The organism is Sphingobium sp. L-44 (genome assembly GCF_056859495.1).
Window position 1 is genome coordinate 32,669 of record NZ_JBSXOQ010000078.1, and the last position, 24,822, is coordinate 57,490.

Here is a 24,822-nt window from a genome sequence, read left to right on the forward strand (position 1 = left end):
GGGCGGGGCGGCGCAAGCAGCCTCCCGTCAAGGGGGATGATATCGATGCACAGGCTTTTGATCCTGCTGGCCTTTCTGTTCGTCGCGCCGATGCCGGCGGGGGCGGAGCAGGCCGCGCCGGCGCTCTATCTGCTGCGCCCCGATGCCGTGTTCGACGGCGCGACGTCGCATCGCGGATGGGCGGTGCTGGTGCGCGGCAATCGGATCGAGGCGGCCGGACCGGGGATCGTGGTGCCGGCCGGAGCGACCGTCATCGAGCTGCCCGGCAAGACCCTGCTCCCCGGCCTGATCGAGGGCCATTCGCACCTCTTCCTGCACCCCTATAACGAGACAAGCTGGGACGATCAGGTGCTGCACGAGCCGCTGGCGCTGCGCACGGTGCGAGCCACGGTGTCGGCGCGGGCGACGCTGATGGCGGGTTTCACCACCGTGCGCGATCTCGGCACCGAAGGGGCTGGCTATGCCGATGTCGGCCTCAAGCAGGCGATCGAGCAGGGGATCATCGCCGGACCACGCATGCTGGTGGCGACCCGCGCGCTGGTGGCACCGGGCGCCTATGGCCCGCGCGGGTTCGAGCCGGGCGTCGTCGTGCCGCTGGGCGCGGAGGAGGCCGGCGGCCCCGATCTGGTGACGGCGGTGCGGCGACAGATCGCGGCCGGCGCCGATGTCGTGAAACTCTATGCCGACTATCGCTGGGGCAAGGGTGAGCCGAGCCGGCCGACCTTCACCCAGGCGGAAATGGCCGCAGCGGTGGAGGCTGCGCACAGCGCCGGGCGCAAGGTCGCGGCCCATGCCGCCACCGACGAGGGGGTGCGCCGGGCGATCCTGGCCGGGGTCGACACGATCGAGCATGGCTATGAGGGCAGCGCCGCGACCTTCGCGCTGATGAAGGCGCATGGCGTCGGTTATTGCCCGACCCTGGCGGCGTCCGATGCCACCGCGCGCTATCGCGGCTGGACCGGGGCGGAACCGGCGCCGGCGGCGGTGACGCAGGCGCGCCAGGCGTTGGATCGCGCGCGGGCCGCCGGCGTCGCCATCTGCCTGGGCGGCGATGTCGGCGTGTTCGCCCATGGCGACAATGCCCGTGAGGCAGAACTGATGGCGGCCGCCGGCATGGCGCCCCGCGACGTGCTGGTCGCCGCGACCGGCGGCAATGCGGCGCTGTTCGGCCTTGCCGACCGGCTGGGCGCGGTGAAGCCGGGCCTGCTCGCCGATCTGGTCGCGGTCGAGGGCGATCCGACCCGCAGCATCGTCGCGCTGCGCCAGGTCGGCTTCGTGATGAAGGACGGCGTCATCTACAAGGGGCCGGGCGCGCAGCCATGAACCGGGGCGATCGCGCTTTTCTGGGCCATCCGCGGGGCCTGGCCTATCTGCTGTTCACCGAAGCGTGGGAGCGTTTCTCCTATTATGGCATGCAATCGCTGCTGGCTCTCTATCTGGTCAAGCATCTGCTGCAGCCGGGACAGGCTGACGGCCTGCTCTTCTTCGATGCCTTTCGCCAGCTCTATGGCGGGCTGGACGGCCAGCCGCTCGCCTCCGCCATTGTCGGCACCTATTTCGCCAGCGTCTATGTGACGCCGATCCTGGGCGGGCTGGTCGCGGACCGGCTGCTGGGCCGGCATCGCACGGTGCTGCTGGGCGCATTGACGATGATGACGGGCCATTTCCTGATGGCGGTCCAGGCTGCCTTCCTGCCCGCGCTCGGCTTGCTGGTGCTGGGCAGCGGCCTGTTCAAGGGCAATCTCGCCAGCCAGATCGGCGCGCTCTATCGCCATGATGACCCGCGTCGCGATGGCGCGTTCCAGCTTTATTATCTGGGCATTAATATCGGCCTGATCGCCGCGCCGCTGGTGATCGGCACGCTGGCGGAAACGCGCGGCTGGCATGTCGGCTTTGCCGTCGCCGGGGTTGGTATGGGGATCGCCACGATCATCTATCTCGCCGGACGCAGGCATCTGCCGGTTGACGATTATCGCCCCAGATTGAACGGACGCGGGCGCATGACCGGGCAGGATTTGCGTGGCCTGCTGGGCATCGTCCTGCTGATCCCGCTGCTGGCGATCACGCTGCTGCCCAACAACCAGATATTCAACGCCTATCTGATCTGGGGCGACGCGCATCTGGAACTGACGTTGGGCGGGCTACGCGTGCCGACGAGCTGGCTCATCACCCTTGATGCGGGGCTGGGCCTGACCATCCTTGCCAGCCTGCCTTTCGTCTATCGCCGCTATGCGCGCCATCGGCCCGAGCCCGGCGATCTTGCCAAGCTGACGATCGGGTCGCTCTTTGCGACGGGGGGCATGCTCTGCCTGGCACTGGGATCGGCGCTGGCGGGGGCGGACGGCAGGACGGGGCTGGGCTGGGCGATCGCCTTCCATCTGCTGAATGGCATCGGTTTTGCCCATATATTGCCGGTCAGCCTGGCGCTGTTCACCCGCGCCGCGCCGCCGCGCCAGGCCGGGTTGGCGATCGGCCTCTATTATCTCGTCTTCTTCCTTGGCAATATTCTGGTCGGCTGGGTGGGGGGCTTCTACGCCCGCATGCCGGCGACCGCCTTCTGGCTGCTGCATGCCGGGATCGCTGCGGGATGTGGTGCGATTTTCCTGATATTGACGCTACGGAAAGCGATTTTCCGGTCGGATTGACGCTTTTTTCACGTTCGACCGACGCCTGGCCTCACACTGGCCATGCCATTCCCCATGCTGCGAGCGCGGGCATCCGACGCGCGCCGACAGGAGGGAATGATGACTGCCGATTTCGATCCCGCCGATTTTGACGGCGACAGCGCGCTCGATACCGACATGGCCGGTTTCGACATCGACCCCAAGCTGCGGCCGGTGCGGCACCTGCCGCTGCTGGTGCAGGCCAGCGGCCGCTACAATTTCGTGCGCTCGCCGCGCTTTCCGATGCCGCGCGCGCTGCCCGGTGCGGTCGATCGCTTCGATGACGATATCAATGCGCTGACGCTCTACACGCGCGAGGAGCTGCGGCTGGACGTCGATGGCCGCTATCCGCAGATGACGGTCAGCGGCACGCGCGCCGGCCCGCTGGGACCGGTGGTCAGCTGGGTCGCGGCGCTGACCCGGACCGGGGCCAATCATTATAGCGGCCAGATCTGGTTCAAGGATGGCCAGGTCGGCGCCATCCCCCATACCCAGATCAGCCTGAAGGTGACGAAGAGCCTGCTCGCCGCCCAGCGCAAGGTGGAGGCGACCTTCAGCGGCGGCGGCGCAGCGAGCTTCGTGCGCACCTATGTTTTCAGCTCTTCGAGCTTCCGTCCGGCCGAGTTCGAATATGACACGGTGGCCGGCGCGACCCGCGTGACGGAAATCGGCACGCACGACCATCCCAATCATCCCGCGACCATGGCCAGCGAGACGCTGAGCCTCGACACCGTCTATCGGCGGGCGGGATTCAACGTCAGCGATGCGCCTGGCAATGGCGCCATCCCGCTCGGTGCGGCCGGCGCCGACCAGCGCTGGACCGACCAGGAAATGCATGATGCGATGCAGATCTACTGGTCGCGCTTTGCCGACAAGCCGCAATGGTCGCTGTGGGTGCTGTTCGCCTCGCTCCATGTGCAGGGCAGCAGCCTGGGCGGCATCATGTTCGACGATATCGGGTCGAACCATCGCCAGGGGACGGCGATCTTTACCGACGCCTTCATCGCCCATCCGCCGGCAGGCGATGCCGATCCCGACGCCTGGGTCCGCCGGATGCGCTTCTGGACCGCCGCGCATGAGGTCGGCCATGCCTTCAACCTGGCGCATAGCTGGCAGAAGTCGCTGGGCACGCCCTGGATTCCGCTGGCCGACGATCCCGAAGCGCGCAGCTTCATGAACTATCCCTATGCGGTGGCGGGCGGCCAGGCGGCCTTCTTTGCCGATTTCGACTTCCGCTTTTCCGATTCCGAACTGCTGTTCATGCGCCATGGCCCCGAACGCTTCGTGCAGATGGGCAATGCCGACTGGTTCGACCAGCATGGCTTCTCGCAGGTGGCGTTGGACCCCAATGAGGAGTTCGGCCTGACCCTGTCGGTCAATGCTCGTGACAATCGCCTGCCCTATCTGTTGCCGCCGGTGGTCGAGATGGCACTGGTCAACCGTAGCGGCCGGCCCAAGCTGGCATCGGCGGCGCGCCTGTCGGAACGGGCAGGCCTGACCCTGATCATCAGCAAGGATGGTCGGCCCGCGCGCCAATGGTCGCCCTATTCGCGCCATTGCGGCGAGAGCCTGGAAATCATCCTGGGTCAGGGTGAGGCGCTCTATGACAGCGTGCTGGTCGGCGCCGGCCGCAATGGCTGGGACATGGCCGAACCGGGGCGCTACACCATCCAGGCGATGCTGGTCGTCGACGGCCGGGCCGTCATCTCCAACCCGCTGGAGGTGAAGGTGGAGCCGCCCGAAAACCGCGAGGAAGAGCGGCTGGCGCAGGATATCTTCACCCCGGAAGTCGGCCAGGTGCTGGCCGTCAACGGCACGCGTGGCGTTCAATCGGCGGTCTATGCGCTGCGGGCGGCTACGCGGATGCGCCAGCATCCGCTCGCGCGCCAGGCGGCGATCGCGCTCGCCGGCCCGTTGGCCGACGAATATAAGCTGCTGCAGGTGGATGAGCGGGCACGGCCCGGTGAAGCCCCTGTCGCTGCCGCCCGCCGCATCGAGGTTTATGAAGCCGATCTCAAGGAAGCACGTCATCTGTTGGCGATCGCGACCGAGGGCAGTGCCGATACCGCCGTCAATGCCGTCGGCCATACCCGGTTCCTGCGCGAGGCGGGCAAGCTCGCCCGCGCGCTGGATGGCGGGATTGCCCCGGCGCTGCGCCAGACGGGGCTGGGCTTCGACGCGGTGCGGGCGGGCGATGTCATCGGTGGCTTCAACCTGGGCCAGGACATGCAGCGCATGCTGGCCCTCAAGGCGAACGGCCTCAGTATCTGATCCATGCAGGCGCATCGCCTGTCATGGCGGTGCGCCCCATCATTCCGAAAGGGGACCAACAATGTCGGAATTTCGCAAAATCACCATCGCACTCGAACAGGGATTCAAGGATGACAGCGTCCGTATCTCGATCGGCGACCGGCTGGTGCATTGGCTCGACCATGTGAAGACCCGCGCCAAGATCGGCGTCGCCCACACGCTGGAACTCAGTCTGCCGGCCGGCAATGATCCGGTGCAAGTGGAATTGCCGAGCAAGGATGTGCGCATCTCGATCGAGCCAGGGATGGGCGAGGCATGCTATTGGGGCGTGTCGGTCAGCCCGAACGGCAAGGCCATGTATGTAAAGCGCTCAGTCGAGCCCTTCGCTTATGTCTGATATGCTCCGTGCGGCGTTGATAGGGGTTTCCCTTATTGTCCTCGCCCTGCTTGTCATTACGGTCCCGCAACCTACTTTTGATCCGTCACGAACTATGGGGGTATATATGGCTGAATCCTACGACACCGACGCCAATTATGTCATCAAGCTGACCGACCCGGCCGATCCGAACAAGGTCGTTGGCTATGCCTTTGTCGAGCAGGTCCATTATCTGGCCGCCGATGATGACAGCGATGATGCCAAGGCGGCGATCGCCGGCGTAGCCGGCCTGTTCACCGATGGTCCGGTTCTGGATGCGGTCGCCCTGCCGGGGCAGCAGCGCGCCACCCGCGCCTATTTTGCCGAGATCGGGTCCGGCAAGGCCGACTTCGCCTGAGGCCGATCGCGCCCATGAAGATGTTCCGGCGCGGGGCGCATCGCTCCCGCCGTCCAGCCGACACCCTCGCACGGATCATGCCTGTGGCCCGTGCGCTGGGTGTCACGCGGCTGGCCGACGTGACCGGCCTTGACCGCATCGGCATCCCCGTATTCCAGGCGGTCCGTCCCCTGTCACTGTCGCTGTCCGTGTCGCAGGGCAAGGGCGCGACGCCCGATGCCGCGCGCGTCTCCGCGCTGATGGAAGCGATCGAACTGCATCATGCCGAAACCTGCTCCGCCAGCAGCCATGGTGTTGCGGATGCCGGCGAAGCCCGGCTCTGGAGTCAGATGGCGCGTGCCGACAAGCAGGGCGCTTCCTTTCATCCGGTCCGACCGCGCGGCTGGGTCGAGGCGATCGACCTGCTCAGCGGGCGGACGATGCGGATACCCCATGGGCTGGTGACGATGGATTTCACCATGCCGGCCGAACCCGATCTGTGGCCCAACAGCAATGGGCTGGCATCCGGCAACACCCCGGCCGAGGCGCGCTGTTCGGCGCTGTGCGAACTGATCGAGCGCGAGGATCATGCTCGCTGGCTGGAACGGGGGCTGCGCGCGCGCCGGGCGAGCGCGATCGATCTGGACAGCGTGACCGATCGGCTGGGACGCAGCCTGATCGCGCGGGTGCGGCGCGCGGGCTTGGCGTTGTCCTTGTGGGACATGACCGGTCCGATCGGCGCGGCGGTGATCGGCTGCGCCATCACGGAACGCGGCGCCGCCCGCAGCGTGCAATTGCCGCCGGCAATGGGGGCGGGATGTCATCCCGATGCCGGCGTCGCACTCGCCCGCGCCATTTGCGAGGCGGCGCAGACCCGTGCCGCGCTGATCGCCGGTGCGCGCGACGATATCGATCCGGCGCGCTATCGCGATGCCGGGCAGCAGCGGCAGGGCTTCCTGCTGGCGATGCTCGATTTCGCGCCGGCAACCCGACCCTGGTCGGCGGTTCCCTCCGTGGCGCATGATGGGGCGGAGGATGATCTGGCCTGGCTGCTCGATCGCTGTGCGATGGTGGGGGCAGGGCCGGTCGCCTGTCATGACCTGACCCGGCCCGACCTCGGCATCGATGTGGTGAAGCTGCTGGTGCCGGCCTTTGGCGATCATGATCGGCCATCGCGCACAGGCACGATGCAAGCGGCGATGGAGCCGGCATGAGTCTGCATGCGATTGTCTTTGCCGGGCCGAGCCTGGGCGGTTCCGTGATGGCCTTGCCCGATGGTGTCGAGTTGCGCGGGCCGGCGCGGCGCGGCGACATGCTGCGCGCCGCGATCGAACGACCGGCCGCGATCGGCCTGATCGACGGACTGTTCGAAACCACGCCATCGGTCTGGCACAAGGAAATCATCCAGGTGATGGCCGAGGGGATCGCCGTCTATGGCGCGGCCAGCCTGGGCGCATTGCGCGCGGCGGAACTGGCGCCGTTCGGCATGGTGGGCATCGGCGCCATCGCGCAGGCTTACGAGATGGGGCAGATTGAGCGGGACGATGCGGTGATGGTCAGTCATGCGCCGGCAGAATTGGGCCATCGCGCGATGACGCTGGCGCTGGTCGATGCCGAACATGCGATTGCGCAGGTGGAGATGGCGGCAGGCGACCGCGCGCTGCTGCTGCGGCTGGCGCGGCGGATGAATTTCCGCGATCGCAGCTGGGCGCTGATCGGCGACGCCTTCCGGCAGGCGACCGGGCGCGACCTGCCACCGATCGATCAGGGGCTTAGCCTCAAGCGCGAGGATGCGGAGTTGTTGCTGCGGACGATTGCGGGCCCGGTGGTCGCGCCGCGTGTCGCGCCGCCGCCGCAAAGCTTCTTCCTGCGCAGCCTGCGCGCGGAGATTAGCGCGGCGTGATGCGCAATCCGGCCTGTTCCAGCCCGGTCAGGAACAGGCTGCGTTCGGCCGGCCCCTGCAGCGGCAGGAACTGGATCATGGTGTCGACCAGATCGGCGTCGCGGGCCGGACCATCGCCCTGCCACAGGCTGGCGAAACGCTGGCGCAGTTCGTCGATCACCGGGGCGGCCTGCTTCGCGCCGCCCAGCATGCCCAGATTGGCGCCCCGCACCGCCAGATAATGGATCGATCGATTGCGGCCGATCTCGAACTGGGTTTCCGCTGCCTCATGCTCGCCCGACAGGGCATAGAGCACCGCGAGATCGGAAAAATATTCGTCCGACGGGAAAGGGTTCAGCTCGAAGGCGCGGGCGATCAGGCGCTGCGCTTCCTTCATCTCGCCCAGATGGACGAGGCCAAAGCCGATCTCGTTGATGCCGTCGGCGTGAAAGGGCGTCAGGTCGAGCGCGGTCATGAAGCCCTGCATCGCCTGCTTCATGTCGCCGCGTCGCAAATAGCACCAGGCGAGGCGCGACTGCACGCCGCCATGGGTGGGTTCCAGCGCGACCGCACGGGTGCAGAGATCGAAGGCGCGGGCGCGCAGCGGCGCGGCGTCATGGCCCGCCATCAACTGCATGAAATCGGTGTTGTAGAGGCGCGCCAGTTGCAGATAGGCGTTGGTCAGGCGCGGTTCCAGCAGGATAGCGCGCTCCAGCAGGTCGGCACCTTCCTGCACCTCGGCCAGGCTGGCGGCCGCCAATGTCTTGGCGCGGGCGGTGAAATAGAGCGGATAGGCGTCCGACCCGCTGGGCACGCGTCCTTCCATCAGCTTGCCGACATCGCGTTCGACCACCGGCAGGATGGCGCCAGCGATCCGGGCGACCAGATCGTCGATCGCGGCGAGCAATTCGCCCTGGCGCACGGTCAACTGGCGCGTCCAGACCAGGAAGCCGCTGTCGATCCGCGTCATGCGCAGGTTGATGCGCCAGCCATCGCCGTCGGCGCGGACCGACCCGTCCAGCGCATAGCTGGCGATCGAGGCGGGGGCGGCCGCCTTCATCCGCTCGGCCGATGGCGCGTCGACCGACAGGATGCGCAGGTCGCGCATGCCGCCCAGGGCGGTCTGCAGATCGTCATGGCAGATACTGGTGAGCAGGGCGCCGTCCGGGCCGCCATCGCCGATCAGGCTGAACGGGGCGATCACCAGAATCGGCGGCTCGACATTGGCCTGCGGGATTGTGGCGATGGCGGGCGCGGCGGTCGCGCGCGGGGCGGGAGCGATGACCGATCCGACCGTCGTCAGTTCGCGCAGCAGCCTTTCGGTGTCGGGCGACACGCGGGCATCCAGATCGCGTTGCAGCCCGGTCTCCAACTGGCGGTAGCGGCGGTGGAGCGCGACATGGTCGCCGGCCTTCTGGTCGAGCGCCATGCCGAGCCGGGCGATCCGTTCATCGCCGGTGTCGAGCCGCTGCAACTGGGTCAGGATCGCCCGGCGCAGGTCGAGCAGATCGTCCTGGCCATTGCGCTCGACAGCGTGCAGCACATCCTGGACGATGCGTTCGCGCCAGCGTTGCCGTTCGATCATCAGCCAGTCGTCGAAGCTGCGATCCAGCCCCTCCAGCCCATCCAGTATCGCGCTGCCCGCGCCATCCAGGACGCGGGCCAGCCCGGCCAGGTCGTTGGCGGCGGCGCAGGCCAGTATCTCGCCCAGGTCGCTGGAAAAGCCACCCTCTGCCAGATGCAGGTCACGTCGTTCGATTTGGATGAGCGGGGCGGCCGGATGCGCACGCAGGTCGGTCAGCGCCTGGCGCAGGCTGGCGCGCGCCTGCACCTCGCCCCGGTCGCTCCACAACAGGCCGACCAGCCGGTCGCGACTGGCGCGGCGATCGGGCTCCAGCGCAAGATGGGCGAGCAGGGCACAGGCCTTGCGGCTGCGCGGGCTATGGTCGCGTCCGTCCGCCTCGTCGATCAGGCGGAAATCGCCGAGCAATCGAAAGCGAAACCGAAGCTCGCCAGCCGCTGTCACCATCATGCCCTTTATTGCTGGCGGCCTGCAGTGCCGGGCCGCCGATCGATCCGCCCTAACACAGCTTACTGAACAGGGCGACGGTCCGTTTAGGCTGCGTCACGATCGAGGGCCATAGCCAATTCAGCGGTCGAACAGCTTGATCTCCGCCAGCCGGATCGCCTTGCCCTGGGGCTGGCGCATCAGCACCCGCCACTGGCGCGCGGCGCGGCCGGCAAAGCGCAGGTCGGTCACGCCATTGGCGAGCGGCGCGCCCTTGGGCGTCGCGACATCGCGCCATTGGCCATCGACCATGGCCTGCAGGCGATAGGATTGCGGCACGGCAAACTGCTTGCCGTCGGCGAAGAAGGCGAGTTCGGCGCGGCCGATGGACACTGGCTTGCCCAGGTCGATGGCATACCATTGGTTGGCCTCTCCGGGCGCGGAGGACCAGCCATTGGGCAGTTCGGGGAAGAACCAGGTGCGGCCGTCGATCGCGTCATGGACATTTTCGGGGTCGGTGTTGCTGGATGCGCTGCCGATCGGGAACTGGCCGCGCACCAGTTGCACGGCGCGGTTGATCGGCCGGGCGACCGGCGCATTGGCGACGCGCGCCACCGGCAGCTCGATCCGGCCCAATGTCTCGCGCCGGGCGACTTCCTTGCCGTCGACCTCGACCGACAGGCCCTTGCCCCGGCCATAATGGCTGCCGTCCGCGTCCCAGGTCACGGCGATGCGATGGCCATGATAGGGCACGTCCTGCGCCCGGAACCAGGCCAGCGCCTGCGGATCGCCGGCGTCGGGCAGCAGCGGGTTCACCTCCAGCACGTCGTCGGCGCGGGGGCGGATGCCGACCAGACCGCCCAGGATCAGGTCATTATAGCCCGAATGGAAATAATGATGGCTGCGATCGAGGCCGACGATCGGCTTGCCGGTTTCGGGATGATAATCCTCCTCCAGATCGAGCCGGTTCCCCTGATAATGGAGCGCGGTATATTGGCGCAGCAGGCGCATATAGTCGCTGCGGGTCACCGGGCCCTGCTGGGCATGATGATCGAGCAGATTGGCCATGGCGATCAGCACCTGGGTCGTCTGATAGGGCCAGATCGGGCCGTTCCACTGGCATTCCGGTGCATCGCCCAGATAGCGATATTGCCGCATATAATATTCGTAATTCGCTTCGACCGTGCGCATGCCCGCCTTGCCGGCGAGCGAGGCGGGGTCGAGCAGATGCGCCCAGGCGCCGGCATATTTGGCGTCGTCCGGGACCAGGTCGAACATCCAGGGGAGGTAGCCGACCAGTTCGCGATTGCGGATCGGATCCCAATATTTGACGTGCGGATTCTTGCGGCTCTCGTGCCGGTCGATGAAATGGTCGAGCTTCTCGCTCCACAGGTCGGCAAGGACATGGTCCTTCAGCGCCTGTGCCCGCGCCTCATATTCCTGCGCCATGGCGGTGTCGCCGGCCATGGTCGCCATCTTCGCCAGCGCGCGGGCATTGGCATACATGTAGCTGTTGACCGAGGGGCGGAAGGCGTCGCCACCGCGGAAGCCGTCCTTGCCGCCCGAGGCGTCGATCGAGGAGACGGTATATTCGGTCGCGTCGAGCAGCGGCTCGACGAAATAGAGCCCCTTGTCGAAGTCGAACTTCTCGTCCCACAGGCGGTAGATATGGCGCATCACCGGCAGATGTTCGAGCACGCCTGCCTTGTCGCCGTCGATCAGGTAACGGCCCCAGACCGAGTCCGCCATATAGTCGGTGAAGTGGCGGTCATTGCCGCCGCGATACATGAAGCGGATATAGTCGTCGGCAAAGCGCCGGTCGTTCAGCCAGCGCCCTTCGGCCAGATGAAAGCCGGTCGCGTCGTTGAGGCTGGCATAAGGATGGCGCTGCCAGTCGACATCGTCGAAAAATTCGGTGGTGATATAGCCTTCTTCGCCCAGATCGCGCTGATGCCCGCGATATAGCTGCCAGCGATAATAATAGACGGCGTCGATCTTCGGATCGGCGGATTCGAAGAAGGGGATGCGATCCTGATACCAGGGCGCGTCATTGCCGAAGCGCTGCACCGCGATGGCATGGGTATCCATACCGGCGGTGCGGGGAGGGGGAGAAGCGGCACCCATGCCGATCATGGCAGCCCCTGCCAGCAGAAGCATCCTCATCGCGCGCATCGTCCGTCTCCCTATATCCTGAAACAAATATGGCGGCCGTTCCGGGGAGTTGGAGAGGTTCCCGGAACGACCGCCATGAAAATGGGGCGCAGCGAGGAGACGCCACGCCCCATCGGGCACTTATTTGAAGGTGTAGCGGACACCCAGCGCGAAGGTGCGCGACAACAGGGTGGTGCCCAGGTTGAACTGATCCGGGCCGCCGACATCTTCGAACTTATAGTAGGTCTGCTGCTTCGACTTGGTGAGGTTCACCGCGTCGAAGGTCACACCCAGGCGATCATTGACGTTCCAGGTGAGCTGGAGATCCAGGCTTTCCTCCGGGTTACGCCACACGCCGATCGGATTGGCGAACAGGCGTGCCTCGTTATTGGCGAGGAATTCCTTGCGCCAGATATAGGACAGGCGCGCGCCGATTGGACCATTATCATAGGCCAGGGTGGCGTTGTAGCTGAGGTCAGACACGCCGAAGAAGGACGAGCTTGCCTGACCGGTCACTTCGCCGGCCGAATTGGTGAGCGGGATATTCTGCTTGGAGTCGAGGACCGTGACGCTGCCCACGAAGCCCAGACCCTTGAGCGGACCCGGCAGATAGCTGGGGAAGTAAGTCAGGCCCAGTTCCAGCCCCTTGAGCACGCCGTCCGACGCATTGACCGGGCGGGTGATGGCGAAATAATCCGTTGCGCCGGCTTCGATGCCGTTGTTCGGGATATATTCCATGACGGTCAGCGGAACGACCAGGCCGCTGATCTCGCGGCGGAAGCCCGTCAGCGTGATCGCGCTGTTGCGTTCGAAATACCATTCCAGCGCCACGTCGAAATTCTTCGAATGGGTCGGCGCCAGGCTGGCCGTGCCAGCGCTGCCGCTGCCATAGCCGACATTGGTGAGGTCACCGGTCAGGTTATAGTTCGGGTTGATATCGCCGAAGTTGGGACGACGCAGCGTTTCGCCATAGTTGAAGCGCAGGCGCAGATTGTCGAAGATTTCGTAGCGGGCGGTGAAGCTGGGCAGCCACTTGTCCGAGCCCTGCGACACACCAGTATGCGCGCCACCATTATAGCGGTCGAAGAAGTTGTAGTCGGTGTCGACCGTCACGTAGCGGACGCCAGCCTGCAGCTTGAGCGGACGGCCGAAGATCGAGACCTCGCCATCGGCCTGCACATACATGGCGATGGTGCTTTCATCGATGTCGAAGGTCTTCTGCAGCGACAGCTGGTCCGAGGTCGGCAGGCCATAGAGGCCACGCACCAGATCTGCATTGTCATGCAGCCAATAGCCGTTGGCCAGCGTCCAGCTGGACGGCACGTCGGCGCGGCCCTGGTAGAAGTCCTTGTTGGTGAAGGCGGCGCCTTCGCCCAGATCGGCCAGGGTGGTCGCCACCAGCGGTGCGCCACGATCCTGCGTGCGCACGGCGTTCGATGCCTTGCGCTGGTCGATGCGAATGCCGGCCTTCAGCTGGCGGATGAAGCCTTCGTCCCAGGTGTAATAGCCATCGAGCGTGCCGGTGATGGCGCTGCCCTTGTCGCGATTGGCATTGTCGTACATCTGTACGACGTTCCAGATGCTGGGGTCGTTCAGCAGGCTGTCGTCGCTGAAGTGGTAGGACGGGATGCCACCACCAGCGTTGAAATCGACGTCGATCGAGCTGGCGACACGGTCGGTGCGCATCGCGATGAAGGACGACTTCACCTTGCTGGTCTGGTAGGCGAGGTCGCCGACGATCTTGCCGCGATCGCCCAGATCCCACTTGCCGTTCAGGGCATAGACGAAGCTGTCGGTCTTCGACTTGGTGAAGTCGCCGCTGTTGAAGCCATAGACGTCGGCCACGCCGGTGCGCGACTTGACGATGTTGGTGCCTTCATAGGTTTCGACGGTGCCGGGGTTGCCCCACCAGTCGACGAAGCTGAACTGCAGGCTGTTGAAGGTTTCGCCGCGATAGCCGGCATAGAAGACTTCAGCGGTGTAGACCGAGCTGCTGTTCGGTGCCCACTGCAGGGCGACGTTGAAGGACGGCCGCTCGCGCTTGCCATAGAGGTCGGAGCTGAACACGGCGTCGCGCGACAGGAGATAGGGAACCTGCGCGCCGTTGATGTCGAGCGTCGAGCCAGCGGCGGTGGGCAGGCCGCGGTCAAGGCCGGGCTGCCAGTTCACATTGTCCGGGCCGGGGAAGATGCGTTCCAGACGCGAGAAGCCGTTGCCGGCTTCGGCAGCGAACGGCACCAGCGCACCGGCCGTGACGGTCTGGTCGCGATATTTGGTGCGGGTGTAGCTGCCGTTCACCAGAATGCCGATGTCGCCGATGCCGGTTTCCCAGCGGTCGCTGACCAGCAGTGCGACGTTCGGATTATAGGTGTCGGCCTGCTCGTTATAGATGCCGCGGGCCAGGCCCGAAATGGCGAAGCCGTCGAAATCGAACGGGCGACGGGTCTGGACGTCGACCTGGCCGGCGAGGCCGGTTTCGATCTGGTCGGCCGAGCGGGTCTTGTAGACGTCGACGCGGTTGACGAGGTTGGCCGAGATATCCTGCAGCGAGAAGGACTGGCCGGCAGCGGTGAAGATGTTGCGACCGTTGAGGGTGGTCAGCGCGTCGGGCAGGCCGCGGATCGAGATGCCGGCAGCTTCGCCGCCAGCGCGGTTGGTGACCTGAATGCCGGTCACGCGCTGGAGCGCTTCAATGACGTTATTGTCCGGCAACTTGCCGACATCTTCCGAGACGATCGAGTCGACGATCTGGGTCGAGTTCTTGCGGACGTTCAGCGCGCCGACGATCGAGGCGCGCACGCCGGTGACGACGATGTCGGCGGATTCATCTGCCGGCGCGTCCTGCGCGATGGTCTGCGGAGCGGCGTCGGTCTGCGCGAAGGCGGCGCCCGACAGAGTCAGTGCGACAAGCGACGCAGAACAGAGTGCGATCGGCCGGATAGCCATTTTCAAGTCCTCCCCAAGGGGCTGGCCCGTTGCCATGCCCACGAATTACTCGGACTAATTATTTCCACATGCTGAGAAGCGCAAGTGAAATATTGGGCCGGGGTTGCGCTCGTGGCACCCATGTTGCAATTTTGCCGCAGCGATTTTGGCCCGGTTTTTCGGGCATTTCAGGCCATAAAAAGCCGAAAGGCCATGGGCTTGCGCGGCTTTTGGCGGCGCGAGCCCATGGCCCTATTTGTCAGACTCGGCGAGTCGCGGTCAGTCGGCGTACCATTGCGTGCGCGGATCCTTGCTGCGCGCGAGGCCGATGCGGCCGTCGATCGCGGCGAGATGCTTGCCGGCGACGGCGATGGTCGCGAAGCGCACCGTGCCCTGGGCGGCATCCTCGAACCGGACGAACTGGCTACGCAGCGCGAAATCGGCACTGCGATCATCCTTCATCAGGCTGACCGTGCCGTCCTTCGCCGCGACCAGATAATGGTCGGGCAGCAGGATGGGGGAGAGCATCACGCTCTTCGCGCCGGCGCGACCGGGCGACTGGCGGAACTGGGTCTGGGCGAGCGCGGGATTCCCCGCGATCAGGTCGGTGCCCTGATGGGCCAGCAGCGCCTTGGGATCGGCAGCCGAGACGAACCGTTCCGGCATGGCGCCGTTGCCCACGGGCACGCCGAAGTCCGGGGTGCCGTCGGCCTGGAAATAGAGGCGCTGGACGCGGGTGTGGCGGTCGGGGTTGAACAGCGGGTCGCCCTGGATCGCCTCATAGTCGCGGCCATGATAGACGAGGATGTCGCGGCCCTTCTCGTCCACGGTGAAGCTGTTGTGGCCGGGGCCATAGACGCTGGTTTCGGTGCAGGTCTTGAACACCGGCTGGGGCGACTTGGTCCAGCTCTTGGGATCGAGCAGGTCGGCATTCTCGTCCGCGGTCAGCATGCCCAGGCAATAGCGCGCGTCGGTGGCGCTGGCCGAATAGGTCATGAACAGACGGCCGTTGCGATGCAGGACGGCGGGGGCTTCGGCCACCTTGTAGCCGCGCACTTCCCAATCGAGTGTCGGCACGGTCAGGCGGGTCGCCTTGCCGGCCAGCTTCAGCGGCGATTCCAGCTTGGCGATGTAGAGATTGCTGTTGGTGTCGATGCCCGGTTCCTTCTGGGCCCAAGCGAAATAGCGCACGCCCTTGTGGACGAAGCTGGTCGAATCGAGATTGAAACTGTCCCGGGGGGCATGGAACTCACCCAGCACGCTCCACTTGCCGGTCATCGGATCGGCGCCGTCGCACACCACGGCATAGGTGCGGATGCGGAACACGTCGTCGCCGCCGCCGCTCGGACCGGCGGCGAAATACATATACCATTTGCCGTCGATCTGGTGGAGTTCGGGCGCCCAGATGAAGCCGGAGCGCGGGCCGCTTGCCTCATGGCGCCACAGCACCGCCTCCTCGGCGGTGGCAAGGCCGGCCAGTGTCTTGGAGCGGCGCAGCACCAGACGGTCATATTCGGGCACCGATCCGGTCATGTAATAATAGCCGTCATCGTGCAGGAAGACCTGCGCGTCGGCGCGCTGCTTGACCAGCGGATTGACCGGCACCGGGGCGGCAACGGCCGGAGCGGCGGCGCCAGCACGGGCGGCGATCGGCGCGGCCGACAAGGCGGCAGTGCTGGCAAGGAAGCCACGGCGGGACAGGGCGAAATTCATTCTTCTCTCTCCTGATGCCGCGGCGGGACGCGGCGATAGTCAGACAATTGGATCAATAATCGGCAACGGGCCAGCCGTCAGCCCCCCAGCGCACCGGGGCGATGCGCAAGGTGGGGGCGCCGTTCGCCTGTTTGTCATAGGCATGGTAAACGACATAGTCCTTGCCGTCCTTGTCATGCAGCCAGCCGGCATGGCCGGGGCCACGGAAACGCTGTTGTTCCTGCAGGTCGGCGCGCAGGAAGATGCTGCCGCCGCCTTCCATCAGCGGGCTGCCGTCCTTGCCCAGATAGGGGCCCGTGATGTCCTTGGAGCGGCCCATCACGGTGTAATAGGTGCTGTTCACGCCCTTGCAGCAATAGTCATAGCTGACCATCAGCCAATAATAGCCGCCATGGTCGACGATGAAGGGCGCTTCCACCGGCGCCGGGCCGCCGGCGGGGGCGGGGCGACGTGCGATCGAATAGGGCTTGGCCTTGGGATCCTTGGGCTTGCCGGTCCTGGGATCCAGCTCGAACAGCTTGATGCCGGTCCAGAAGCTGCCGAGGCTCAGCCAGTGGCGGCCATCGCGGTCGATGATGAAATTGGGATCGATGGCGTTATAATCATCCTCCCTGGTCGACATGACGACCAGCCCCTCGTCGCGCCAGCCGAAATTCTTCGCCTTGGGGTCCAGTGTCGGGCTGGTGGCAAGGCCGATGGCCGAGCGGTTCGAACCGAAGGTCGAAACCGAATAATAGAGGCGATAGCGGCCGTTCACATAGGAAATGTCGGGCGCCCACATGCCGTTGCTGCCGGGGATTGCCTGCTTGGCCCAGTCGGGCAGGGCGGTGAAGACAGGCTCGCCGGCGGTCCAGTGGACAAGGTCGGGCGAGGTCCGCGTCTCGATCAGCCGGTCGCCATGGCCGGTGCTGAAGACATGATAGGTGCTGCCTTCGCGGATGATGACCGGATCATGGGTGGGGACGAGGTCGCCGGTCAGGCGATCGTTGAGCGTGGTCGCGGGCTGCTCGGTTGGCGCTTGCGCAATCGCGCTGCCGGCCAGCAGGGCAAGGCTTGCCAAGGTGATGATGGTCTGCCGCATCTGCCGGCCTCTCCCCAGATTATCGAAAACGAAAAATGGGCGGGCAGCCCCGAGGAGCCGCCCACCCAGTTGGCGAAAAGCCTTATTGCAGTTCGAGCACGACCACCGACTTGGGCGGCAGCGCGACGGTCAGCGTGCCGCCGCTGACCTGTGCGCCGGTGAAGGCGACGGGCTTGACGGTTTCGGGCGCGTCGAACGTGTTGTGCGAATTGATCGCCGACGCCGTCAGAATACGACCGGTGACGCCGCTGGCGCTCAGGCCGTCCAGCTTCACGGTGACGGTGTTGGTCTGGTTCGGGTCGAGGTTCGACAGGCCGACATGGACCTTGCCGTCCTTGCCCTTGACCGCCGAGCCGCTGACCGCCGGCATCGTGTACTGATCCTTCGCATACCAGGGCGTCTGGATGTCGATCGGCAGCACGGTGGCGTCCTGCCAGGGCTTGTACATCTCGAAGACATGATAGGTGGGCGTCAGCACCATCTTCTTGCCGTCGGTCAGGATCATCGCCTGCAGCACGTTCACCATCTGCGCGATCGCGGTCATGCGGACGCGGTCGGCATGCTTGGCGAAGATATCGAGATGGATCGAGGCGATCAGCGCGTCGCGCAGCGTGTTCTGCTGGCGCAGGAAGCCGGGATGCGTGCCCGGATCCTGGGCATACCAGGCGCCCCATTCGTCGACCGCCAGGAAGACGCGCTTCTTGGGATCATATTTGTCCATGATCGCGCTGTGCTTGGTGATCAGCTCGTCCATGTGCATCGCGCCGTTGAGCGCGTCGGCCCAGCCATTTTCGTCGAAGTCGACGGCGGGCGCGCGCGGCGGCCAGCCACCGGCGGGGTGGACATAATAATGGAGCGAGACGCCATCGAGCTTGTCGCCCGCGACGCGCATCATGGTTTCGGTCCAGTTATAGTCGTCGACATTCGCGCCGGCGGCGACCTTCATGATCTTGGTGCCTGCCGGCGCCTTGACGAAGGTGGCGTAGCGACGGGTTTCGTCGGCGGCGAATTCGGGGCGCATGTTGCCACCGCAACCCCACAGCTCGTTGCCGATGCCGAAATAGGGAACGGCCCAGGGTTCCTTATGGCCGTTCTTGGCGCGCAGTTCGGCAAGGCTGCCGGCGGGCGCGGTCATATATTCGACCCATTCGGCCATTTCCTGCGGCGTGCCATTGCCGACATTGCCGGCGATATAGGCTTCGGCGCCGACCTGGCGCAGCAGCTCGAAAAATTCGTGGGTGCCGACGGTGTTGGGTTCGGTCACGCCGCCCCAATGGGTGTTGACCTTGACCGGGCGGTCCTTCTTGGGGCCGATGCCCTCACGCCAGTGATATTCGTCGGCGAAGCAGCCGCCGGGCCAGCGGATCACCGGTACCGACAGGTTGCGCAGCGCGGCGACCACGTCGTTGCGGAAACCGTTGGTGTTGGGGATGGACTTGTCGTTGCCGACCCACAGGCCGCCATAGATGCCATTGCCCAGATGCTCGGCAAACTGGGTGAAGACGCGCTTGTCATAGACGGCGCCGGGCTGGTCGGCATGGATCGTCGCCGTAGTCGGCTTGCCGCCGGTCTGGGCGTGCGCGGCCGGCGCGAGCGCGGTGGCGCACAGCAGCAGCGCGGCCGTGGTACGGCGCAGGGCTTTCAACATTCCTCTCTCCTCTCGAATGTCAGTCGTGAAATGCGTCGGTGGTTTCCCGCTTGCCGCGCAGGAAGGCGTCGGCGACCAGGCGCAGCGGGTCGGTGTCGACATCGCTGCGGCCGCCGCGGATCAATGTGGCGAAGCGGCTGTAGAGGCCGGCATATTCGATATCCTCGCCATGTTCGGTGCCGCTGGGCAGCGACAGCACGGCGCCGCCATGGCTGAGCTTCAAGGGGCCGGCATCGGTTTCGACGATGATGTCCCAGCTTTGCGGGCCGGTCTGGCGCCAGTCGAGATCCATGTGGATTTCGGCGCCGGCGGTGTCGCGGAACAGGATATCGGCGGCGATCGGCGCTGCGCGGTTTTCCGGCAGCACCAGGGTCGCGTCCTTCAGGAAGAAGGGGCGCGGCAGGATATGGGTCGCGATCGACAGGGCGTTGATGCCGGGATCGAACACGCCGAGGCCGCCGGGCTGCCAGATCCAGGCCTGGCCCGGATGCCAGACGCGGACATCCTCACGCCAGATGATCGACACCTTGTCGATCCGCCGTTCGGCGAGCCAGGCGCGGGCCGGAGCGACGCCAGCGGCAAAGCGCGAATGCCAGGCCGCGAACAGGCTGGCCCCGACCTTGTCGGCACGGGCGCTGAGCGCGGCCACTTCGGCCAGGGTCGCGCCGGGCGGCTTTTCCAGGAAGACATGGATGCCCTTTGCCAGGGCCTGCGCCGCCAGGTCGTAACGGACCTGGGGCGGGGTGCAGAGCGCGACCGCATCGACGGCCGGACCCTGTTCCAGCAATTCGTCCAGGCTGGCATGGTGCGGCACGCCGTCCAGTCCGGCATCATGCGGGCTGACCGTCGCGGCAAGACTGAACGCGCTGTTCCCACGGATGGCGGGGACATGCTGGTCGCGTGCAATCTTGCCGATGCCGATGATCGCGATGCGGATCGGGTCCATCGCTTCAGAGCGCCTGTACGGTCACTTCGACAGGTTCGGCGCGCTTGAGCGCATTGCGCACCGGCAGGGTGAAGGGCGCGGCGATGATTTCGAACACGTCACCTTCCTGCGTCTGCACGCCGTCGCTGAAGGACAGGGTAGCGGTGCCGAAGAAATGGACATGGACGTCGCCGGGACGGCGGAACAGGTCATATTTGAAATGATGATGTTCCAGATTGGCGAAGCTGTGCGACATATTGCCTTCGCCCGACAGGAACGGCTTTTCCCAGATGGTCTGGCCGTCGCGCAGGATGCGGCTGGTGCCCTCGATATGCTCGGGCGGCGTGCCGACCAGCAGTTCCGGGCCAAGCGAGGCCTGGCGCAGCTTGGAATGGGCGAGCCACAGATAATTGTGACGCTCGGTCACATGGTCGCTGAACTCGTTGGCGAGCGCGAGGCCGAGGCGATAGGGCATGCCGTCGGAGCCGATGATGTAGATGCCGGCGATTTCCGGTTCCTCGCCGCCATCCTTGGCAAAGGCGGGCATGGTGAGCGGATCGGTCGGGCCGACGAGCTGCGAGCCGTCACCCTTGTAGAACCATTCGGGCTGCTGGCCGGTCTGGCCGGCGGCGGGCTTGCCGCCCTCCAGCCCTTCCAGGAACATGCGCATCGAATCGGTCTGCTTTTCGACGGCGGCCGCCTCGCGGTGCATCTTGTCGCGACCCTCGGCCGAGCCGAGATGGGTGAGGCCGGTGCCGGTCAGCTGGATATGGGCGCCATCCTCATGGTCGATCGGGGCGAGCAGTTCGCCGGCCTCGAAAGCGACACCGATGTTGACAGCATCACCCTTGCCTGCGGCGGCGACCGCTTCGGCCAGGCTGATCTTGCGGTCGATGGCATGCAGCGCGAGCGCGCGGATGCTGTCGAAACCGGGAACGAAATGGGCGGTGTCACCTTCGGCCGCGATCACGGACCGGACGCCGTTTTCGGCGCGGTGCTGCAACAGACGCAATGTCATGAAAAACTCTCCTCCCGCGCGCCGATCCGTGGCGCTGGTATTGGCTAGACAATCCCGCTTTGCGCCATGCTGGCGCGCTGCCTGGAAAGGTCGGGCAATCAGCCGAATGGTGGCCGCCTTTTCCCTTTCCATCCCTTAATTACTCCGACATATTACAGGAAGATGGTAATGGCAATGATTGTCTTTTAAGAAGAGCCATGCCTGATGAGGGGCAGGCCGAGAGGAGCGTGAATGGAACAGGGGAAGCCGCCCGGAAATGGGGCAGGGGCGGACAATTGCGGAGGGGCGGCCAAGCCGACGCGCGGCCCCGGTCGCCGGCTGCATGGCGCGATCGCGCACAAGCTGGGCATGGCGATCTTGTCCGGCCAATATCAGCCCGGCGACACGCTGTCGGGCGAAGTCGCCTTTGCCGAGGAACTGGAAGTATCGCGCAGCGCCTATCGCGAGGCGATCCAGGTGCTGACCGCCAAGGGGCTTGTGGAAAGCCGGCCCAAGGCGGGCACCCGCGTGCTGCCACGCAATCGCTGGAACCTGCTGGACCCCGAAGTGCTGGCCTGGGCCTTTGCCGGCGAACCCGACATCCAGTTCGTGCGCGACCTGTTCGAGCTGCGCGCCATCGTCGAGCCGGCCGCGGCGCGGCTGGCGGCGATGCGGCGCGACAAGGAGGATCTGCGCATCATGAAGGATGCGCTGACCGCGATGCGCCGCCATACGCTGGCGACCGAGGCAGGGCGCGCGGCCGACCGCGATTTCCACAATGCGATCCTGAACGCGACGCGCAATGATGCCTTGCTGACGCTGACTGCCAGCATCGGCGCGGCGGTCAACTGGACCACCCAGTTCAAGCAGCGCGCCCGTGCCCTGCCGCGCAACCCGATTCCCGACCATGTCCGCGTCTATGACGCGATCGCGGCGGGCGATCCGGTCGCGGCGGCCGAGGCGATGGGCGTGCTGGTCGACCTGGCGCTGGAGGATACGGCGAGCACGATGGGACGCTGAGGCGTCTGACGAAAAATGCGCGGAAGAGCGCATTTTTTTGGAACCGCACCGGCCTTCAAACGAGGCGCGTGACTCGTTTGAACCCCACCCGGCCTCCCATCAGGATACCATGTCTGGGCGGCCGGGTGGGGGTGCGGGCCGGTGCGGTAGCTAACAAAACAGGTCAAAGAAAAAGGCCGGGGTGGATGTCCACCCCGGCCTTTTCTGTTGGGCTGCTGCCCCGATGATTAGTGCAGTTCCGGCTCCGGCAGCGCCTGCGTCGTCTTCGATCCCCACAGGGCGTAGAAGAGGACATAGAGTTCGCAGGCGGCAGTCAGCAGGAAGCTGGTCTGCAGGCCATAATGGTCGGCCATCCAGCCCTGCACCACGACCAGTGCGCCACCGGCAATCGCCATCACCAGCAGACCCGAACCTTCTTCGGTCAGCGGACCGAGGCCCTTGATGCCGAGGGTGAAGATGGTCGGGAACATGATCGAGTGGAACAGGCCGACCAGGATCAGCGACCACATGGCGACCGGGCCGGTGGTGAAGACGGTGACCATCATCACGATGAAGGCACCGACCGAGAAGGCGGCGAGGACATGGCCCGCATCGAACTTCTGCATGATCGCCGAACCGGCGAAGCGGCCGACCATCATGCCACCCCACAGCAGCGACAGATAATTGCCGGCCTGCTCATGGGTCAGGTTGGCGATGGTGGGCTGGCTGACGAAATTGACGAACAGGTTGGCGACGCCGATTTCCGCGATCAGATAGATGAAGATCGCCGGGATGCCGAACACCAGGTTGCGGTGCGACCAGAGCGAATGCTTCTTGCGCTCTTCCTTGGCGAGGCGCGAGGTTGCGCTGCCCATGGCGGGCAGGGGGAAGCGGGCGATGACGAAGGCCAGCACCACCAGCACGATCGCGACCAGCACATAAGGCAGGATCACCGACTGGGCGTCGGCCAGGCGTTCGGCCTGGGTCAGGACGACTTCACCCTGCGCCGTGCCGGCCTTCGACCGGCCGAGGATCAGATAGGCGCCGAACATCGGGGCCAGCATCGTGCCGGCCGAGTTCATCGCCTGCACCAGATTGAGGCGCGACGAGGCTGTTTCCGGCTTGCCGACGACCGCGACATAGGGGTTGGCGGCGACCTGCAGCAGCGTGATGCCGCTGGCGATCACGAACAGCATGACCAGGGTCACGCCATAGGAGGGGATGGAGGCGGCGATCGTCATGCCCAGCGCGCCGGCGGCCATGATCAGCAGGCCGATCACCAGCGACTTCTGGTAGCCGACCCGCTCGATCAGCTTGGCCGAGGGAATCGAGGCGACGAAATAGGCGATGAACCAGACCGATTCGATCAAGGTCGTCTGGGTATAGCTCAGCTCGAACACGCTGCGCAGATGCGGCAGCAGCGTGTTGTTGATGACGGTGATGAAGCCCCACATGAAGAAGAGGCTGGCCAGCAGCGCGAGCGCGGGCCCATAACGCGTGCCGGGGTTATGCGTTGCGACCGGCGCAGCGCCTGAGGAAATCGGTCCTGCCATTCATCCTTCTCCAGTGCAGTTCCACTAGCTGACGAGACCGATCTAGGGTTGCGTCCGCTTATTTTGTCGGAGTATATCCCCCGTAACCGCCCGTCAATGGGCGTAGGTTTCACGAGAGGAAGTCCATGCGAAAGGTCGTCGATTTGAAAACAGCGCTGTCATACGCACTGGCCCTGTCGCTCGCAAGCGGCACGGCGATGGCGGCGGATGCCAGCCGCGCCCCGGCCGGCAAGCTGGCCGACGGCACCGCGATCGAGACGATCACGCTGAGCACCAGCCATGGCGTGTCGGCCAAGATCCTGAGCTATGGCGCGACGCTCCAGTCGCTGTCCGGCCCGGACAAGGACGGCAAGAGCGCCGACGTGCTGCTGGGCTATGACGATCTGGCCGGCTATGTCGACCATCCCAACTTCTTCGGCGTGACCGTGGGCCGCTATGCCAACCGCATCGCGGGCGGCAAGTTCAGCCTCGACGGCAAGGCCTATCAGCTGCCGCTCAACGACAAGGTCAATTCGCTGCATGGCGGCGGCAAGGGCTTCGACAAGCAGGTGTGGAAGGTCGTGTCGGTCAAGAGTGGCCCGGTCGCGACGCTGATACTGTCGCTGGTCAGCCCCGATGGCGATTCGGGCTATCCCGGCAAGCTGGACGTCACCGTCACCTATACGCTGGACGAGAGCGGCAATCTGGGCATCGCGTTCGACGCGAAGACCGACAAGCCGACCATCGTCAACATGACCAACCATGCGATCTTCGACCTGGGCGGCGAAGGCTCGACCGACGGCGCGCTGGGCCATGTGCTGACGATTCCGGCCAAGGCCTATACCCCGGTCGATGCCAACCTGATCCCGACCGGCGAACTGAAGCCGGTGGAAGGCGGGGTGTTCGACTTCCGCAATGGTCGCCGCGTTGCCGACGGCATTCGCGATGGCCATGATGCGCAGATCATCGCGGGCCGCGGCTATGACCATAATTTCGCGCTCGACAAGGGGCTGACCAAGACGCCGGGCCTGGCCGCCCGTCTGGAAGATCCGGCATCGGGTCGCGTGCTCGAAGTGCTGACCACCGAGCCGGGCGTGCAATTCTATACCGGCAATTTCCTGGATGGCACCTTCATCGGCAAGAACAGCCATGTGTATCGCATGGGCGACGGCATCGCGCTGGAACCGCAGAAATTCCCCGACTCGCCCAACCAGCCGAGCTTCGTTTCGGCACGGGTCGATCCGGGCAAGCCCTATCATCACCAGATGGTCTATCGCCTGTCGGTGAAGCGCTGAC

18 protein-coding genes are annotated in these 24,822 nt (G+C 65.5%); 9 read left to right on the forward strand and 9 right to left on the reverse strand.

Annotated features, from left to right (window positions below):
- Window positions 1–45: 45 nt before the first annotated feature.
- The 7 genes from AC13EK_RS08340 (at window position 46) to AC13EK_RS08370 (ending at window position 7,568) form a co-directional block, all read left to right on the forward strand.
- Entirely contained in the window at window positions 46–1,323 is a 1,278-nt protein-coding gene (locus AC13EK_RS08340) for a metal-dependent hydrolase family protein (protein WP_069337973.1), read from the forward strand.
- Window positions 1,320–2,645, forward strand: coding sequence for a peptide MFS transporter (locus tag AC13EK_RS08345; RefSeq protein ID WP_069337972.1), 1,326 nt, complete (start codon window positions 1,320–1,322; stop codon window positions 2,643–2,645). The genes AC13EK_RS08340 and AC13EK_RS08345 overlap by 4 nt, the downstream gene beginning before the upstream one ends.
- 96 nt (window positions 2,646–2,741) lie before the next feature.
- The gene (locus AC13EK_RS08350; protein ID WP_234792449.1) at window positions 2,742–4,934 is read left to right on the forward strand and encodes a zinc metalloprotease; all 2,193 of its coding nucleotides are present in this window, start codon (window positions 2,742–2,744) and stop codon (window positions 4,932–4,934) included.
- Window positions 4,935–4,995: 61 nt separating this feature from the next.
- The gene (locus AC13EK_RS08355; RefSeq protein ID WP_004208507.1) at window positions 4,996–5,310 is read left to right on the forward strand and encodes a hypothetical protein; all 315 of its coding nucleotides are present in this window, start codon (window positions 4,996–4,998) and stop codon (window positions 5,308–5,310) included.
- A 106-nt stretch (window positions 5,311–5,416) separates the two neighbouring features.
- The gene (locus AC13EK_RS08360; RefSeq protein ID WP_069337971.1) at window positions 5,417–5,686 is read left to right on the forward strand and encodes a hypothetical protein; all 270 of its coding nucleotides are present in this window, start codon (window positions 5,417–5,419) and stop codon (window positions 5,684–5,686) included.
- Between the two features lie 20 nt (window positions 5,687–5,706).
- A complete protein-coding gene (locus tag AC13EK_RS08365; protein ID WP_483022164.1) occupies window positions 5,707–6,879 on the forward strand; it encodes a YcaO-like family protein in 1,173 nt (390 codons plus the stop codon).
- Window positions 6,876–7,568 carry a TfuA-like protein gene (locus AC13EK_RS08370; protein WP_069337969.1) on the forward strand — a complete coding sequence of 231 codons (693 nt, stop codon included), beginning with the start codon at window positions 6,876–6,878 and terminating at the stop codon, window positions 7,566–7,568. The genes AC13EK_RS08365 and AC13EK_RS08370 overlap by 4 nt, the downstream gene beginning before the upstream one ends.
- On the opposite strand, the gene AC13EK_RS08375 is transcribed toward AC13EK_RS08370, so the two are convergent.
- The 8 genes from AC13EK_RS08375 to araD1 form a co-directional block, all read right to left on the reverse strand.
- Window positions 7,555–9,579 (reverse strand): trifolitoxin synthesis, TfuA, encoded by a 2,025-nt coding sequence (locus AC13EK_RS08375; RefSeq protein WP_069337968.1) that lies wholly within the window; start codon window positions 9,577–9,579, stop codon window positions 7,555–7,557. The genes AC13EK_RS08370 and AC13EK_RS08375 overlap by 14 nt on opposite strands.
- 117 nt (window positions 9,580–9,696) lie before the next feature.
- Entirely contained in the window at window positions 9,697–11,718 is a 2,022-nt protein-coding gene (locus tag AC13EK_RS08380) for an MGH1-like glycoside hydrolase domain-containing protein (protein ID WP_277788234.1), read from the reverse strand.
- A gap of 129 nt (window positions 11,719–11,847) precedes the next feature.
- Window positions 11,848–14,652, reverse strand: coding sequence for a TonB-dependent receptor (locus AC13EK_RS08385; protein ID WP_069337963.1), 2,805 nt, complete (start codon window positions 14,650–14,652; stop codon window positions 11,848–11,850).
- A 258-nt stretch (window positions 14,653–14,910) separates the two neighbouring features.
- Entirely contained in the window at window positions 14,911–16,344 is a 1,434-nt protein-coding gene (locus AC13EK_RS08390; RefSeq protein ID WP_069337962.1) for a glycoside hydrolase family 43 protein, read from the reverse strand.
- 52 nt (window positions 16,345–16,396) lie between these two features.
- Window positions 16,397–17,425 (reverse strand): arabinan endo-1,5-alpha-L-arabinosidase, encoded by a 1,029-nt coding sequence (locus AC13EK_RS08395; RefSeq protein WP_069337961.1) that lies wholly within the window; start codon window positions 17,423–17,425, stop codon window positions 16,397–16,399.
- An 82-nt stretch (window positions 17,426–17,507) separates the two neighbouring features.
- Window positions 17,508–19,073 (reverse strand): alpha-N-arabinofuranosidase, encoded by a 1,566-nt coding sequence (locus AC13EK_RS08400; protein WP_069337960.1) that lies wholly within the window; start codon window positions 19,071–19,073, stop codon window positions 17,508–17,510.
- Window positions 19,074–19,092: 19 nt separating this feature from the next.
- Window positions 19,093–20,019, reverse strand: coding sequence for a Gfo/Idh/MocA family protein (locus AC13EK_RS08405; RefSeq protein WP_069337959.1), 927 nt, complete (start codon window positions 20,017–20,019; stop codon window positions 19,093–19,095).
- A gap of 4 nt (window positions 20,020–20,023) precedes the next feature.
- Window positions 20,024–21,016 carry an AraD1 family protein gene (gene araD1 / locus AC13EK_RS08410; protein ID WP_069337958.1) on the reverse strand — a complete coding sequence of 331 codons (993 nt, stop codon included), beginning with the start codon at window positions 21,014–21,016 and terminating at the stop codon, window positions 20,024–20,026.
- A gap of 231 nt (window positions 21,017–21,247) precedes the next feature.
- On the opposite strand from araD1, the gene AC13EK_RS08415 reads away from it, so the two are divergent.
- Window positions 21,248–22,015: a FadR/GntR family transcriptional regulator gene (locus AC13EK_RS08415; protein WP_069337957.1), complete on the forward strand. Its 768-nt coding sequence runs from the start codon at window positions 21,248–21,250 to the stop codon at window positions 22,013–22,015.
- Between the two features lie 227 nt (window positions 22,016–22,242).
- Here AC13EK_RS08415 and AC13EK_RS08420 read toward each other — a convergent pair whose 3' ends face one another.
- Window positions 22,243–23,547, reverse strand: coding sequence for a sugar MFS transporter (locus AC13EK_RS08420; RefSeq protein WP_069337956.1), 1,305 nt, complete (start codon window positions 23,545–23,547; stop codon window positions 22,243–22,245).
- Window positions 23,548–23,672: 125 nt separating this feature from the next.
- Between AC13EK_RS08420 and AC13EK_RS08425 the strand changes: the two genes are divergently transcribed.
- Window positions 23,673–24,821: an aldose epimerase family protein gene (locus AC13EK_RS08425; RefSeq protein ID WP_069337955.1), complete on the forward strand. Its 1,149-nt coding sequence runs from the start codon at window positions 23,673–23,675 to the stop codon at window positions 24,819–24,821.
- Window position 24,822: the final 1 nt, after the last annotated feature.